Origin of the sequence: Rheinheimera pacifica (assembly GCF_024809855.1) — a bacterium.
In the GTDB taxonomy this organism is placed as follows: Bacteria; Pseudomonadota; Gammaproteobacteria; order Enterobacterales; family Alteromonadaceae; genus Alishewanella; species Alishewanella pacifica_A.
Window position 1 is genome coordinate 396418 of the sequence record NZ_JANUEM010000002.1, and the last position, 14413, is coordinate 410830.

Here is a 14413-nt window from a genome sequence, read left to right on the forward strand (position 1 = left end):
AGAAAAAAAGCACTATGGAAGCTCTTTGTTTGTAAAATCAATTTTCCGGAACTCTACAGATGACAGACGAACTGCATAAGATATTGGATTTTTTCAGCACTATTGGCATTAGCTGGACGCTGCAGCCGCTGACACAGGCTGGGTTTTTACCGGGGGTACAGATTAAAAACGGTGGCTTGTGTATTGACACGCAGCAGTTGAAATACCCCGGAGATTTACTACATGAAGCCGGCCATATTGCGGTAATGCCTGCTGCCAGCCGGCACTTGTTGCAGGAAGATGTGAGAAAGTCTGCCGGGCAGGGGCCGGCTGAAGAAATGGCTGCTATTGCCTGGTCCTGGGCGGCATTAACCGCTTTACAGTTACCGCCAGAGTTTTTGTTTCATCCTGCCGGTTACAAAGGGGGGTCTGCTGCTTATATCACTGCATTTTCTGAGCAGGGTGGGTTTGGCCACCCGCTGCTAAGCTGGTATGGGCTGTGCCAGCCTGCCGGACAGGCCGGTGGTTATCCACAAATGCAGCGCTGGCTGCGCCCTTAATACAGTATCAGCACAGTTCCCAGCACGGTAAGCGCGGCCCCCAGCCAGGCACCGGTTGCCGGGCTGCGTTTATATATCAGCCATAACAGCGGCAGCACCAATACCGGGCTAACGGAGGATAAAATAGCCACTAAACCGGCATCGCCGTATTTTAAAGCCTGCAATATCAGTGTCATACCCAGCACCATAGAAATACCGGCATTAGCCAACACCAGCAAAAACACTTTTTTGTTCATCGGTAAATAAGCGCGTGCTAATTTAAAACCCAGCATAAAAATAAGCTGGTGCAGCACAAAAGCGGTTGTCATACGCACTGCTGAAGCGGCTATGGCATCTATATCTGTTTCCATCAGAGGCTTTAACATTAAGGTAGCCACGGCCTGGCACAATGCGGCCAGCAAACCCAGCGCCACGCCAGAGGCTAACTGGCTTTGGTTTGCCTCCCATATATGCAGCTCGGTTTTACGTTTACCAAAGAAAATGGCAATCATCACACCGCTTACCAGCAAACTGCTGCCGATAAGTGTCCAGCCCCATAAGGTTTCGCCAAGAAAGAAATACGCCAGCACCACAGAAAACAGCGAGTGCGTAGCAAACAACACACCGGCGCGGCGTGGGCCTAAGCGGTTCATCGCAGCAAATAAGGCGGTGTCGCCAATAAAAATACCGATCACACCGGAGAGCAGTAACAAGCCAAAGCTGCTAAACGCCAATGTAGCCCAGCCACCGCTGATGGCGGCTATCAGCCATAACAGGCTGGCAGCGCACAGCATACGCCAGCGGGTAAAGGCAAAGGCGCCTAAATGGGACGAAGCCTGCGCCGACAACAAACTGCCAAAAGCCCAGCAAGCAGCAGCTGCCAGCGCCATATATTCGTAAGACAAAGTGACACAGCCTTCGCAGAATAAAAACGCAGATTATACGTGGCTACACCGTTAACACCAGAGCTGGCTGACTGGCGTGTTTGTACTAAAACGGTGGGCCAGCTGGGCCTGCAACAACTCGGCGCAGGCCAGCGCATCGGTTACCGCATGATGCGGCCGGTAGGCGGGCAGATTATAACGTAACCGGCTGTCTGCCAGGCGGATCGACACAGGTTTTTGCCCGCGTAGCTGTTGCCACCAGCTTAGCGGTTTGTGCCGGTGCAACCTGGCTTCCAACTCCATAGTGTCAATCACCGGAAAGTGAATACCTTCGCCCAGCCGTGCCTTAAGCGCCGCATTTAAAAAAGGCCGCTCAATGCCGCGGTAATGCAGCACTATCACTTTACCGGCCATAAGTTGCAGTAGATCTGGCAATACTGCGGTTAAGTCCGGCGCGCCGGCAATGTCTGAATGGGTAATACGGTGCAGCGTAACTGATTCATCACTTAGCGCAAAACGCGGTTTTAGCAGCCATTGCCGCGCCTGCGAGCTGTGTAGCTGCTTATAGGTCATCGGCAATAAGCCAATGCTGACAATGCCATTGTTGGCCGGGTTAAGGCCGGTGGTTTCAAAATCCAGCGCCAGCAAGGGCAGGTCAGATACCGGTGTGTCAGCGCTTACGATGCCTGTCTGATAAAAGCGGTGCAGCAGCGGATGGCGCGCATTTTGCGCTTGCTGCTGGTAAAACTGCTGCCAGTTATCAATGTGGTGCTCATTATGGGTGCTGGCACGGTGTTTTAACGCAGATGGCCCCAGATACAGCATAGCTATGCCTTAAAATGAAATTTAAGGAATTTCTGCGCATTACTCAGCACTGAAAAGGCTTCTTTCAAATGCTTGCGCTCAAATTCAGATAACCGCTCGGGCATAACATTATTGTCGGGTGTTTCATCTGCCTGTAAAGCCAGTGCTTGTTGGCGGATACGTGCCATGGCGATGACTTCATAGGCGTCACGTAAATCTTCGCCGCGGCCTTTTGGCAAGACATTGGCAGCAATAATATTACGCAGCCGCTCGAACGAATTAGTGGCGCCACAGCCAAGTGCCAGCGCATGTACACGGATTAAATCTACCATCGGTGCGGTGCCGCGGCGTTTGATATTCAGGCTGTTGTTTTGCCGGCCGTCGTTTTCCATCACAAAGTCTTTAAAAAAGCCCAGCGGCGGTGTGCGCTGTAACGCATTGCGTACCATGCAGGCTAAAAAATGCGGCCGGGCAGCGGCTTTGGCCAGTATTAACTGGTTTAGCTGCTCGGCCCACTGGGTTTGGCCCCACACTGCGTCTAAATCAAAAAAGATATTGCTGTGCAGTAAGCGTTCGGCGCTGGGGTGCTCTATCCAGTCAGTAAAGTATTGCTGCCAAACATTAAGCGGCTGACGCCATTGAGGGTTGGTTGCCATAATATTGCCGCTGCAATAGCTGTAGCCACAGGCAGCCAGGCCGTCGCAAACAAAGCTGGCCAGTTGCTGAAAGTAGGCGTCGTGTTGTTCTGCGATAAAGCTGTTATCCAGAATTAGGGCGTTGTCCTGATCGGTGACGATAAGCTGCTCGTCGCGGGCCATAGAACCCAAAGCTAAAAAACAGTACGGCACCGGCGGCGGGCCCAGTTGTTGCTCGGCCAGCTCCAGCAGGCGTTGCTTAAAACTGCGGCCAATAGCTGCCATAGCACTGCCAATCATTTGCGAGTTAGCATCTTCATTTACCATGCGCACAAAGCAGGCTTTAACATCTTTGCCAAGGGCGCTGAGCTCTTCTACCGACTGCTGACGGAAAATTCTGCTGACCACAAACAGGCTGTTTTGCGACTCGTAGCGGATAATATCTGACAACGCCAGCACGCCAACCGGTTTGGCTTGTTTTAACACCGGCAGGTGGTGCAAATTATGCCGCAGCATCAGCATCATGGCTTCAAACACATATTGCTGATGTTCAACCGTAACCAGTTTTGTTGACATTATCTGGCTGACACTGATCTCGGATTTTAAGCCCGGTGCCACCAGACGGGAGCGGATATCACGGTCGGTAATAATACCGGCCAGAGTACCGGGCCGTGCCGCACCTGGTGTATCCGGAGTATTCTCGTGCAGTATCAACAGGCTGGATACGCTTTGCTCTGTCATGATTTTAGCCGCTTGCCAGACACTGGCGCTGCTGTCCAGACATACCGGCTCGCGCTGTAGCAGAGTACTTATTTTTACACTGAGCAAATCGGCTTTCGCCTGCCGGGCGGCTTTGCCTGATTGGCGTCGCTCGGTATCGCCTACTTCAACGTAATCGGCAAAAAACTCATTGCTGTCAAACAGCTGCTGAAATACCTTGTCGGGAATAAAGTAAATTAACGTATCTTCCAGTGCGGAAGCCGGAAAACGCACCTTGCCGCCGCGCAGCAGGCCTTGTTCGCCAAAAATACCGCCTTCACTTAAGCGGTTATATAAGTCGCCGTTACGGCGGAAGGTTTCCACTGCGCCACTGCGGATTAAATGCAATGCCTGCAGGGGCTCGTTAAAGCGCAGTATTTCGCTGCCAGCCTGGAAATAGCCAACATCAATACTTTGTGCCAGCTGCAATAACTGCGGTTCGGGCAATTCCTGAAACGGCGAATGCCGTTTCAGAAATTCCAGTATTTCAATTTGTTCTATTTCCATGGTGTGTGTTTTCCGCCGGGCTTATTTTTCACCGCCTCATGCTCTGGGCTCAGACATCAGGCCTTTTACCACTGCCACGCAGGCGGCCAGCAGCACCAGGGTAAACGGAAACCCGGTAGATACCGCCATGGCCTGCAGCGCTACCAAACCGCCACCTAAAATAAGTGCAATGGCTACCAGGCCTTCAAAGGTGCACCAGAATACGCGTTGCGGCGTAGGGGCATTTACTTTGCCGCCTGCGGCAATAGTGTCAATAACCAGCGAGCCGGAATCTGATGACGTAACAAAAAACACTACCACCAGAATAATGCCGATAAAGGAGCTGATTTGCGCCAGCGGCAGGGCATCGAGCATAGCAAATAACTGTAAGGGTAGCTCTGCATTTGCTGCGGCTTCATAACCTTGCACCACCACCTGGCTGATGGCAGTACCACCAAAAACGGTCATCCATAATACACAAGCCAGCGAGGGGATTAACAGCACCGAAATTAAAAATTCGCGCACGGTACGGCCGCGCGATACCCTTGCGATAAACATGCCGACAAAAGGCGACCAGCTGATCCACCAGGCCCAGTAAAATGCTGTCCAGCCCTGAGAGAAGTTAATATCTTCTCTGCCAAGCGGATTTGCCAGCGCCGGTAAATGTTGCAGATAGGCACCGAGGTTAGCAACAAAACCGGTGGCAATTGCCAGCGTTGGGCCGGCAATAATGACAAACAGCAGTAACATTGCTGCCAGTATCATATTTACTTCAGATAGCCGCTTTACTCCGGCTTCCAGCCCGGCAACGACAGATACCAGCGCAATCAGTGTAATACCTACTACCAGTAATATTTGCATAGTATTGTTTTGTGGCCAGTCAAACAGGTAATGTAAGCCTGCTGCGGCCTGGGAAGCACCTAAGCCTAAAGACGTTGCCAAACCAAACAAGGTGGCTAAAACGGCAAGAATATCAATAATATGGCCAGGCCAACCCCAAATACGCTCGCCCAGCAATGGATAAAATACCGAGCGGATGGTAAGCGGCAGGCCCTTGTTAAACGAAAACAGCGCCAAACCCAGTGCCAAAATGGCATAAATGGCCCAGGGGTGCAGCGCCCAGTGGTAGATAGTGGCAGCCATACCCAATCGCTCTGCCGCTAAAGCGTCACCCGCTGCGCCACCCAGTGGTGCCCAGTCAACACGTACGCCATCTTCAATATTTACCCCGGCATAAGCGCTACTAAAATGCGATAAGGGTTCAGACACGCCGTAAAACATCAGGCCAATACCCATACCGGCGGCAAACAACATGGAAAACCAACCAGCGTAGCCAAAGTCTGGTGTGGCTTCGGTGCCCCCCAGGCGTACTTTGCCAAGCGGCGATACAATAAGGGCTAAACACAACAACACAAAAATATTGGCTGCTGAGATAAAAAACCAGTCCAGGTTTGCGGTAAGCCAACCGCGAATGCTGCTGAAAACCGGCTCTGCCTGTTGTTTAAAGCTGATCGTCAGCACAACAAACAGTATGACTGCCAGAGCCGATACTAAAAAAACTCTGTTATGAATATCCAGGCCAAAGGGGCCAACCTTTACCAGTATATTGTCCTGGCCTATCTGGTAGTCGGTATCGATTGGGTTAACCTTGCCGTCCGGTATCATCGGATCTTTGTTATCTGTCATGGTGTTATCCTTGTACTGTTATCAAAGCCGAAGCATTTTTTAAAAGTAGTAGCCGATATTAATATTAAAGCGCCGCTCGGTTTCATCGCTGTCACCGGCAATACTGCCACCAACAAACGGCTGATTTCTGGCATGCACTAAATCAAAATAAGTAAACAGGCCGCCAGCGGCGACAGAAAAGCCGGTGACATTCATCATGGTGTCGCGGCTGTTATCAGATTTGTCGTATATCAGGCCGTAGTTGTTATAAAACTGCAGGCCGGTTACCGGGCCCCACTCAACAGGCAGGCTGTAAGCCAGGTTAACAGTGCTGGTTTTCGCTTTGGCAGCAATGCTGTCGTAAAATGCATAGGCACCTACGGCCATCTGATCAATTGCATTACCGTCTATATCATTAAGGTTGTAACGGTATTCGCCATGCTGCAATTGCAGGTTCCAGCGCTGATAATGGCTGTTTAAATGCAATGCCCAGGCATTGTAGCTACCCGCACGCGCGGTGCCATTGTGCAGGCCACCGGCCAGGGCCGAAACACCCAGTTCAGTAGTAAAATCGCTGCTGTGTTCTAGCTGATAGGCAAACCGACCAGCGAAAGTGTTGTACTCGCCCAGTGGTTGCGCCGGGTCGTCATAAATACCATCTTCGCCCTGACGGTAGCCAACAATATCGTACGAGTAACGATCGGCCCGGCTGCTGACAAAACCATCTACGCCGCCCAGTTCGTCATTTTTAAAAAAGCCCAGATCCAACTGCCAGTTATCCGCCAACTGACGTTTAAACATAATGCCCAGATCATGGTCATCTTCCAGGCCCAGGTAATAGTTAGTGCTAAAAAAATAGTTATGCGAGTTATACGGCCAGTTACCAAAAGGCACCTGGGTAATACCGGCCTGTACCTGCCAGTCTTCCGTTAGCTGATAACCGACATAGGCGTATTTCACGGCGGTCATATAATCAAAAAAGCGGATCTCGGCGTTTAACAGCACATCACCGATGCTGCCGTTTAAATTCAGCCGGAAGATGTCAAAGGCAAAGTCGCCACCACGGTTTTTATTACCGTCGCTGTACGAGGTGTGGCTGTAGTTGGTACGGATAGCACCACCCAGGCTTATGCCGTCGGTGTTGTGCTCTGCCGCTTCGCCGGTGTCAGTGCTGGCCGCTGCAGTTTTTTCCTGCAAAGCTGCCTGAGCTACTGCGGTTTTTTCGGTTGCGGCTTCCTGATCTGCCAGGCGCTGTTCCAGTGCTGCAATTTGTGCTTTTAGCGTGGCGAGTTGTTGTTTAATGTCATTTGTGTCATTGGCATGGGCTGAAAAATGAAATAGCCCAACAGCAGCTATCAGACTGATACTGCGAAGTGAAAACATAGTAAATCCTTATTTTTTATCAGAATTAAAGCAGGAGGGCTTTAAAGGATAGCGTAATTTTTTGCTAAGACCAAATTACGCGGCCAACTATTCTGGCAAAAAAGGCGCTGGCCGGGATAAACCGGCAGGCTTTAAAAGATATCAGAGGACAAGTAACGATCACCACGATCGCAAATAATGGCTACGATTACTGCATTGTCGAGTTGCTCGGCCAGTTTAATTGCAGCATGTACCGCACCGCCTGAACTGACACCGGCAAAGATACCTTCTTCACGGGCTAAGCGGCGCATAGCAGTTAATGCGTCCTGCTGGCCGATATCTATAACCTGATCAACCCGGCTTTTATCAAAAAAGCCTGGTAAATAAGCCTCGGGCCAGCGGCGGATGCCGGGAATGCTGGCTCCTTCAGCCGGTTGCAGGCCAATAATTTGTATCGCCGGGTTTTGTTCTTTTAAATAGCGTGACACCCCCATAATGGTGCCGGTAGTGCCCATGCTGCTAACAAAATGCGTAACCTGCTGCTGGCTTTGCTGCCATATTTCCGGCCCGGTGCTGGCGTAATGTGCTGCCGGGTTATCCGGGTTATTAAACTGGTCCAGCACTATGCCTTTACCTTCGGCCTGCATTTGCAGGGCTAAATCACGGGCGCCTTCCATGCCTTGTTCTTTGGTTACCAGTATCAACTCGGCGCCATAAGCACGCATACCGCTTTTACGCTCGGCAGTGGCGTTATCGGGCATAATCAGCGTCATGGCGTAGCCTTTAATGGCTGCTGCCATTGCCAACGCAATACCGGTGTTGCCGCTTGTAGCTTCAATAATACGATCGCCTGGTTTAATTGCGCCGCGCAGTTCGGCCTGCACTATCATATTAAGCGCCGGGCGGTCTTTTACCGAACCGGCCGGGTTATCACCTTCCAGCTTAAGCAATACCGTGCTGTTGGTATGTGCCGCCATACGCTGCAGCTTTACCAGCCGGGTGTTACCAACAGAGTGTTCAATAGTAGGAAAAGGCATAACCGGCACCACAAATTAATAAGCTAAAACTGCCGCCAGTGTAGCGCAAAGCCGCTTAGCTGTTAATGCTTAAGCGCAGCGGAACTAATCTGTGAATCCATATTTGCTTAAAGTAATCCATTGGATTATATTGCTACCATGCTGACGACGATCACCGAATTGCCGGAATACATCAAACGCGCAGATGCCTTACTCACTGAGCAAGAGCGTAAAGCCGTTATTGATTACCTTGCAGAACACCCAAAAGCGGGAGATCTGATGGAAGGTACCGGTGGCATTCGTAAATTACGTTGGAGTCGTGGCAGCAAAGGAAAAAGTGGTGGTGTAAGGGTTATTTATTATTATCACGATGAGCGAATACCACTGTATTTACTCACGCTGTTTGGCAAAAACGAACGGGCGAATTTGTCTAAATCAGACAGAAACGCGTTGTCGAAGTTAGTTAGTATTCTTGTTGATACAGCATTGGAGAAACATTATGGCTAAGGCATTTGACAGTATTGCGCAGGGGTTGCAAGAAGCCATAGAGCTAAATAGAGGACAACCTGTTGCAGCAAAAACGCATCGCCCGGCAGAGGTAGATGTAGCGGGAATTAGGCATAAACTGGGCATGACTCAGTTGGAGTTTGCCGCTAAGTTTTGTATTAGCGTGTCTACCTTGCGGCATTGGGAGCGTGGCGACCGCACGCCACATGGGCCTGCTTTAGCATTGTTGCATGTTGTCGCTAAAGAACCCCAAGCAGTGCTCAGAGCGCTGGCTTAAAAAGCCCGCACTCAACAGCTGAAAAAGTTATGACAGTTACCGCTTAGAAAAGACATTAAGCCCGAGCAGTACATTAATAGAAATAACTACACTGCCGATGCAAACTGAGTTGTCGCAGACTCAACAATTAAAGGGTTCTTAATGAAATTCATCTTAATTTTTATAGCATTAACCTATCCTTTGTCCGGCTTTGCCGATACGGCAGACATTAGCGTAACTAAACGCTCAGCGGATGCCTATATATTAACACCAGCGTATTCCACCAATATTGGTGTCTTTAACACGGCAAAAGGAGTCGTGCTTATTGACCCGATGCCGGGCGAAAACCAGCTGGAAGCGTTAAGTGCACTGGTAAAAAGTATCTTTGGTAAGCAAGTAACTTATATTCTGAACACGCATGATCATAGTGACCATAGCGGTGGCAATGCCTATTTTATTGCCGCTGGTAGTGAGTTTATACAGTCTGCGGCTGCTTTCGCAGATTTTGACACCGTGACGGTGAAATCACACACTGCCAACGATACCATCTTCGTGCATAAGCCAAGTAATACCCTTTTTGTTGGCGATATTTATACTACCAATTGGCACCCGACCTTTTATGCCGGAGGGGTAGCCGGTTTTGTCGCTGCTGTTGATGCGATCTTAAATTTGGGTGATGAAAACAGTCTTATCGTACCGGGCCATGGTGAACCAAGTGACAAGCAGCAGCTCAAGTTGTTCCGGCAAAACACCCTGCAGTGGGTTGCACAAGTAAAAGTGTTGCGTGAACAAGGCCTGACAGTCAGTGAAATTAAAGACAACGCTGAAATACAGCACATCCTGCGCACTTTTAACCCGGAACATAAAACTGATTTTATTCCGCAACCTGCCGTTGAGCGTTTTATCGAAAGAACGCTGACAGTTATCAAAAAGGGTGTGTAACCAAATCATAGGCAGCAGCAGGCTGCCTGAGAGCTGATAGCAAAGATGTGGTTGATTTAGCAACAAATGTTGGCTAGTTTAGCGAGATGTGAAAACAAGATAGAAGAGAGGCTCCTGCGATTGAAGCAGGGATTTTGCCTTTTAATAATATTGTTATGCTCTATCGGGACTGTGAGTAATGGATAACTATTTTCTTGAGTTAGAGGCTGTTCACCCAACATGCCTAGCAAAAATCATTACTGGAGATAAGCTTCCGAAGAAGGTGACAATTTGGGAGTTTACGAATGAGATTAAGCCAATAGATCTGTACTGCTATTTACATGCTAAATACGGAACTCCAAATGGGCTTCAAAATTTTCTTAGAAATGACTCTTCAGATAATCTTATCCATTGGGAGTGGTCTTTAGCAGGCGATTTCGGAATAGTCTCTGTCCAAGGGCATAACTTTCGAACTGAAGTGCACCTTATTGGCGAACACGACGATAAAGGTTTAACACTCGAAGACTTTATCAAACAAATAAAGTCAGATTTCGCAAACCATGGAAAATCCATGAGCTCGGTACGAACAGAGCTTGAAAAATGGACAAGATTTTTAAATCCATACCACCGCATCAACTCTGTCGTTACAAAAAATATTAAATCCTTAAACGCGCTAGATATTAAAGTGGATGCAGATCGGGAGCTAGTTAAATTTAGCGAAGAAAATCTTCCAAATCTGAAGGAAAATTGGAAACATATCCGAGACAAATACGACAACGCGATTGGGATGACATTTGGACTTCGAGCGATGCTCCCTGTGCTTGCGGAGTCATTTGTTAATTTGCTTATTTTTGTGCTTGCCAAACCTGAAATAAAACAAAACGAAAGGTTCTTTCAAAACACCATACGCCAGCCGATAGACATTCGAGTTCAATCACTTCATCTAAATTGTATAGGTTTCATACGTCCTGTCGATTACTCTGATGGTATATGCAAGAAATTCCACACATTGATGAATGAGCGAAATGACTTACTTCATGGCAATGTAGAAGTGAATAAGCTAAAAATCGGGGAAGTATATTTCAAAGGGAAAGTGCCTGTGTTTACTGGATATGAAGATATGTGGCAAAGCGCAATGGGTATTTCTCTGATCTCCGTAAAATACGATACTATTTTCGAAGATCATGCGGTTGTTACCAGCTTTATAGAGTTCATACTTGCCCATTTAACCAAAGACTTAAAAGAGCAAGTGCAACACATCATGACAAATAGTGAGCTTGGATATAACCCGGCAAATGGAAGATTGGGTTCGTTATTTTCAGATAATATTGCTGATTTTCGAGTGAAGTGTAAGTGAAGCATAACAAGTCAAAACACGCGTACCTCGCTACGCTCCGCCGGTGTTTGAAGCTAAGGACTACCAATGGATCAGGATCTGCGGGAACTGTTTGCTCTGCGGTGGGAAGAGAGGAATAGAATTCTTGGTGAGGAGTTTCTTCGGGTCAAGAATGAAATGAATGCTAGAGGGGTATTGCACTCAAGTATGACGATTCAACGTGCGCACAAAGTCATGGTTAATGAGTTTGAGGCGGAAAGAAAGCTTATTTCTGCCACAATCATCGATTTTGTTGGAAACAGCCAGCGAGTCACCTCTACGTCGAAGTTCAAAGATGTAGCCCAAGAAGAGCTTGTTAATAGAAAATCTGCTTTAGAGAATCTGTTTTTATCAGCGTTTAAAAATATTGAGTCTAGGCTGCAAACTTCATCAATGACTTCGCCTTTTGTAAACTTAAATGACTCTTTTCCACTTGCGCAAAAAGAACTGTCTATTGAATTACATAATGCGGTGGTTGCTTATAATAAATCATTTGGTAGCAATTTGACCGATCAGCTCAGAAATAGATTTTTAAATCATCCAATACTCGCTGTGGTGGTTCTGTCTGTTGCGGGAGCCACCTTTATCTTTGGTCTATTCAAGATGCTAGGGTTGGTCAATTTTGGCCAGTGAAGCTAACAAACCGCAACAGTCGCTCCCCTTGGTCGCTGAAACCGGTAAAAGCTTCGGTTATTTGTCGGCCCCTTTGCGGAGCGTTAGCCGCAATTACTGCTAGTGTTTACGCTGCTAAAGCTACTAACTAAGCCGCAGCAAATTATCGCAAATTACCGCTGCCGCTATACCCACATTAAGCGACTCTGCCTCACCAAAAGCCGGAATGGTGATTTTGCGGCTGATCACCCCCTCTAACTCTGCGCTGATGCCATTAGCTTCATTACCCAGCACGATAAATCCACCGGGTTGGCTAATTTTTAAGCTGTGTACCGACTCGCCACCCAAATACGCGCCATACACCGGCAGCGTGGCTTGTGCCAGCAGCGGTTGCAGGTTTTGATAATGCAGTTGCACGCGCAAAAACGAGCCTTTGGCGGCGGCAATTACCTTGGGGTTGTAGCAATCGGCGGTGTCTGGCGAGCAAACAATATGTTTTATACCGTACCAGTCGGCAATGCGGATAATGGTGCCGAGGTTACCAGGGTCGTTTACCTGATCCAATACCAGCACAAAGCCTTGGCTATGCGGCACAAAATCGCTGTGCGCGGGCATTTTTACCACCGCCAAAGCGGCATCGTTGCTGCTAAAGGTGCCAGCTTTTACCAGTTCATCGGCGCTGCATTGCTGCACTAGTGCGGCGGCGGTTACTTGCTTTGGGTAGCGCTGTAAAAAGTGTTCGGTAGCAAAAACAGCCTCTACCTGCCAAGTAGAGGCCAGTAATTCCAGCACGGCTTTTTCGCCTTCAACAAAAAACAGCTGCTCGGCTTTACGGTATTTCTTCTGCTGCAAGGAGCGGATTAACTTGCTCCATTTCTGGCTGATCATTTAGCGAATACCTGCTTACCATTAACGAAGGTTTGCTCTACCTGTACCCGCCATAACTGCTCGGCCGGGATATTATAGATATCGCGATCTACCAGAATAAAGTCGGCCCAGCTGCCGGGCGCCAGGGTGCCCATACTGTTTTCCTGGAAGGCGCCGTAGGCGGCGTCAACAGTAAAAGAGCGCAAGGCTTCAGTTAAGCTGAGTTTTTGCTCTGGCAACCAGCCGCCCACCGGTTGGTTGTCCTGGCTTTGCCGGGTAACCGAGGCATGAATACCATGAAATGGTTCGGCCAGTTCGACCGGAAAATCTGAGCCGCCAACAATAATACTGCCCTGGTCGATAAAATTACGCCAGGCATAGGCACCGCGCAGGCGTGCTACGCCTAAGCGATCACCGGCCATATTTTTATCTGAGGTGGCATGCACCGCTTGCATTGCCGGTAACACATGCAGTTTGGCAAAGCGCGGAATATCTTTTGGCGACACAATTTGCGCATGCTCAACCCGGTGGCGGCTTGCCTGGCGTTTATCCTCCGGCACTAATTGCTCGAAGCGGTCCAGCACCAGGCGGTTAGCTAAATCGCCTATTGCGTGCACGTTGGTTTGAAAACCAGCATCTATTGTCATTTGCATAATTTGCGTTAACTGGTCCGGCTGGGTAACCAATAAGCCTTTTTGCGATGGCTGATCACTGTAGGGCTCGATAAGTGCGGCCCCCCGGCTGCCCAGGGCGCCATCGCCATAAATTTTAACCGAGCGGATATCCAGAAAGTCGGTTTTATCATCAATAATACCGGCTTGCAGCCACTGCGGTAGCTGTGGATCACGCGCCGAAAGCATCGGGTAGATACGCAGCGGCAATTTTTGCTCTGCCGCCAGTTTTTGGTACAGCTTAACGGTGCCGGTATCAACACCGGCGTCGTGTACACTGGTTATGCCCAACGCTAGCAAATGAGAAAATGCTACGTTTAACGCCCGCAGGGTGTCGTTTTCATCGGGTTCGGGTATATGTTGTTCTACCAGCGCCATGGCGTTATCTATTAATACGCCGGTGGGGTTGCCTTTACTGTCGCGGATAATCTCGCCGCCGGGTGGGTCTATGGTGTCTTTAGTAATACCTGCCAGCGCCAGCGCTTTGCTGTTGGCCCAACCGGCGTGGGCGTCAACCCGGGTTAAATACACCGGTTTATTATTAACAGCTTCATCCAGTAATGCGGTGGTAGGAAACTGCTTAGTGGGCCACAATACCTGGTTCCAGCCACGGCCGATAATCCAGGGCGCGTCCTGATTAGCGGCAGCAAATTGTGCCACCCGCGTGACGGCGTCTTGTTCTGTTTCGCTGCCACGCAGTTCTGCCACAGCTAAATATTGCCCTAAGCCCAATACGTGGCCGTGGCCGTCAATTAAACCCGGTAATACCGTTTTACCGTTGCCTGGCAGCTTTTGGGCCTGAGGATATTGGGCTGCTATAGCGCTGTCACCACGTGCCAGCACTTTGCCGCTGGCATCGTCAAACACCAGCACACTGAATTGCTGCAACTGGCGTTGCTGGTCAAAGCCATAACCTTTAATATCTGACAGTACCACCGGTGCGGCGCTGAGGTTGCTGGTAAAAAGGCCGGTAGCAAATAAAGCGCAGGCTAAACTGGCAAAGCGAAACATAAGGTATTGTCCCTGTTTGGTTTTGCTGGCAACTATAGCAATAAAACAGCGCCAGCGGAATCTG

General features: G+C 49.1%; 14 protein-coding genes. 6 read left to right on the forward strand and 8 right to left on the reverse strand.

Annotated elements, in window-relative coordinates; genetic code table 11:
• The first annotated feature begins 59 nt into the window (after nt 1-59).
• Nucleotides 60-539 carry a hypothetical protein gene (locus tag M2404_RS04640; RefSeq protein ID WP_259238560.1) on the forward strand — a complete coding sequence of 160 codons (480 nt, stop codon included), beginning with the start codon at nt 60-62 and terminating at the stop codon, nt 537-539.
• Here the strand turns inward: M2404_RS04640 and M2404_RS04645 are convergent.
• The 6 genes from M2404_RS04645 to cysM all read right to left on the reverse strand — a co-directional run bounded on the left by M2404_RS04645 (nt 536) and on the right by cysM (nt 8150).
• On the reverse strand, nt 536-1423 hold the full coding sequence (locus M2404_RS04645; RefSeq protein ID WP_259238561.1) for a DMT family transporter: 888 nt from the start codon (nt 1421-1423) through the stop codon (nt 536-538). The two genes, M2404_RS04640 and M2404_RS04645, sit on opposite strands and share 4 nt — an antisense overlap.
• A 51-nt stretch (nt 1424-1474) precedes the next feature.
• Nucleotides 1475-2227 carry a 3'-5' exonuclease gene (locus tag M2404_RS04650; protein ID WP_259238562.1) on the reverse strand — a complete coding sequence of 251 codons (753 nt, stop codon included), beginning with the start codon at nt 2225-2227 and terminating at the stop codon, nt 1475-1477.
• A 2-nt stretch (nt 2228-2229) separates the two neighbouring features.
• Nucleotides 2230-4107 carry a DUF294 nucleotidyltransferase-like domain-containing protein gene (locus M2404_RS04655; protein WP_259238563.1) on the reverse strand — a complete coding sequence of 626 codons (1878 nt, stop codon included), beginning with the start codon at nt 4105-4107 and terminating at the stop codon, nt 2230-2232.
• Nucleotides 4108-4143: 36 nt separating this feature from the next.
• Nucleotides 4144-5772: a BCCT family transporter gene (locus M2404_RS04660; RefSeq protein WP_259238564.1), complete on the reverse strand. Its 1629-nt coding sequence runs from the start codon at nt 5770-5772 to the stop codon at nt 4144-4146.
• A gap of 39 nt (nt 5773-5811) precedes the next feature.
• Nucleotides 5812-7134 (reverse strand): porin, encoded by a 1323-nt coding sequence (locus M2404_RS04665; RefSeq protein WP_259238565.1) that lies wholly within the window; start codon nt 7132-7134, stop codon nt 5812-5814.
• A gap of 131 nt (nt 7135-7265) precedes the next feature.
• Entirely contained in the window at nt 7266-8150 is an 885-nt protein-coding gene (cysM, locus tag M2404_RS04670) for a cysteine synthase CysM (RefSeq protein WP_259238566.1), read from the reverse strand.
• A 138-nt stretch (nt 8151-8288) separates the two neighbouring features.
• Between cysM and M2404_RS04675 the strand changes: the two genes are divergently transcribed.
• The 5 genes from M2404_RS04675 to M2404_RS04695 all read left to right on the forward strand — a co-directional run bounded on the left by M2404_RS04675 (nt 8289) and on the right by M2404_RS04695 (nt 11821).
• Complete coding sequence (locus M2404_RS04675; protein ID WP_259238567.1) at nt 8289-8636, forward strand: type II toxin-antitoxin system RelE/ParE family toxin; 348 nt, start codon at nt 8289-8291, stop codon at nt 8634-8636.
• Complete coding sequence (locus tag M2404_RS04680) at nt 8629-8913, forward strand: helix-turn-helix domain-containing protein (RefSeq protein ID WP_259238568.1); 285 nt, start codon at nt 8629-8631, stop codon at nt 8911-8913. The genes M2404_RS04675 and M2404_RS04680 overlap by 8 nt, the downstream gene beginning before the upstream one ends.
• 141 nt (nt 8914-9054) lie before the next feature.
• A complete protein-coding gene (locus tag M2404_RS04685) occupies nt 9055-9834 on the forward strand; it encodes an MBL fold metallo-hydrolase (RefSeq protein ID WP_259238569.1) in 780 nt (259 codons plus the stop codon).
• Nucleotides 9835-10012: 178 nt separating this feature from the next.
• Complete coding sequence (locus M2404_RS04690) at nt 10013-11170, forward strand: hypothetical protein (protein WP_259238570.1); 1158 nt, start codon at nt 10013-10015, stop codon at nt 11168-11170.
• A 66-nt stretch (nt 11171-11236) separates the two neighbouring features.
• Nucleotides 11237-11821, forward strand: a complete 585-nt coding sequence (locus tag M2404_RS04695) for a hypothetical protein (RefSeq protein WP_259238572.1) — start codon at nt 11237-11239, stop codon at nt 11819-11821.
• Between the two features lie 123 nt (nt 11822-11944).
• Here the strand turns inward: M2404_RS04695 and M2404_RS04700 are convergent, their stop codons facing one another.
• A complete protein-coding gene (locus M2404_RS04700) occupies nt 11945-12688 on the reverse strand; it encodes a TrmH family RNA methyltransferase (RefSeq protein ID WP_259238573.1) in 744 nt (247 codons plus the stop codon).
• A complete protein-coding gene (locus tag M2404_RS04705; protein WP_259238574.1) occupies nt 12685-14349 on the reverse strand; it encodes an amidohydrolase in 1665 nt (554 codons plus the stop codon). Before M2404_RS04705 ends, M2404_RS04700 begins: the two co-directional genes overlap by 4 nt.
• Nucleotides 14350-14413 lie beyond the last annotated feature (64 nt).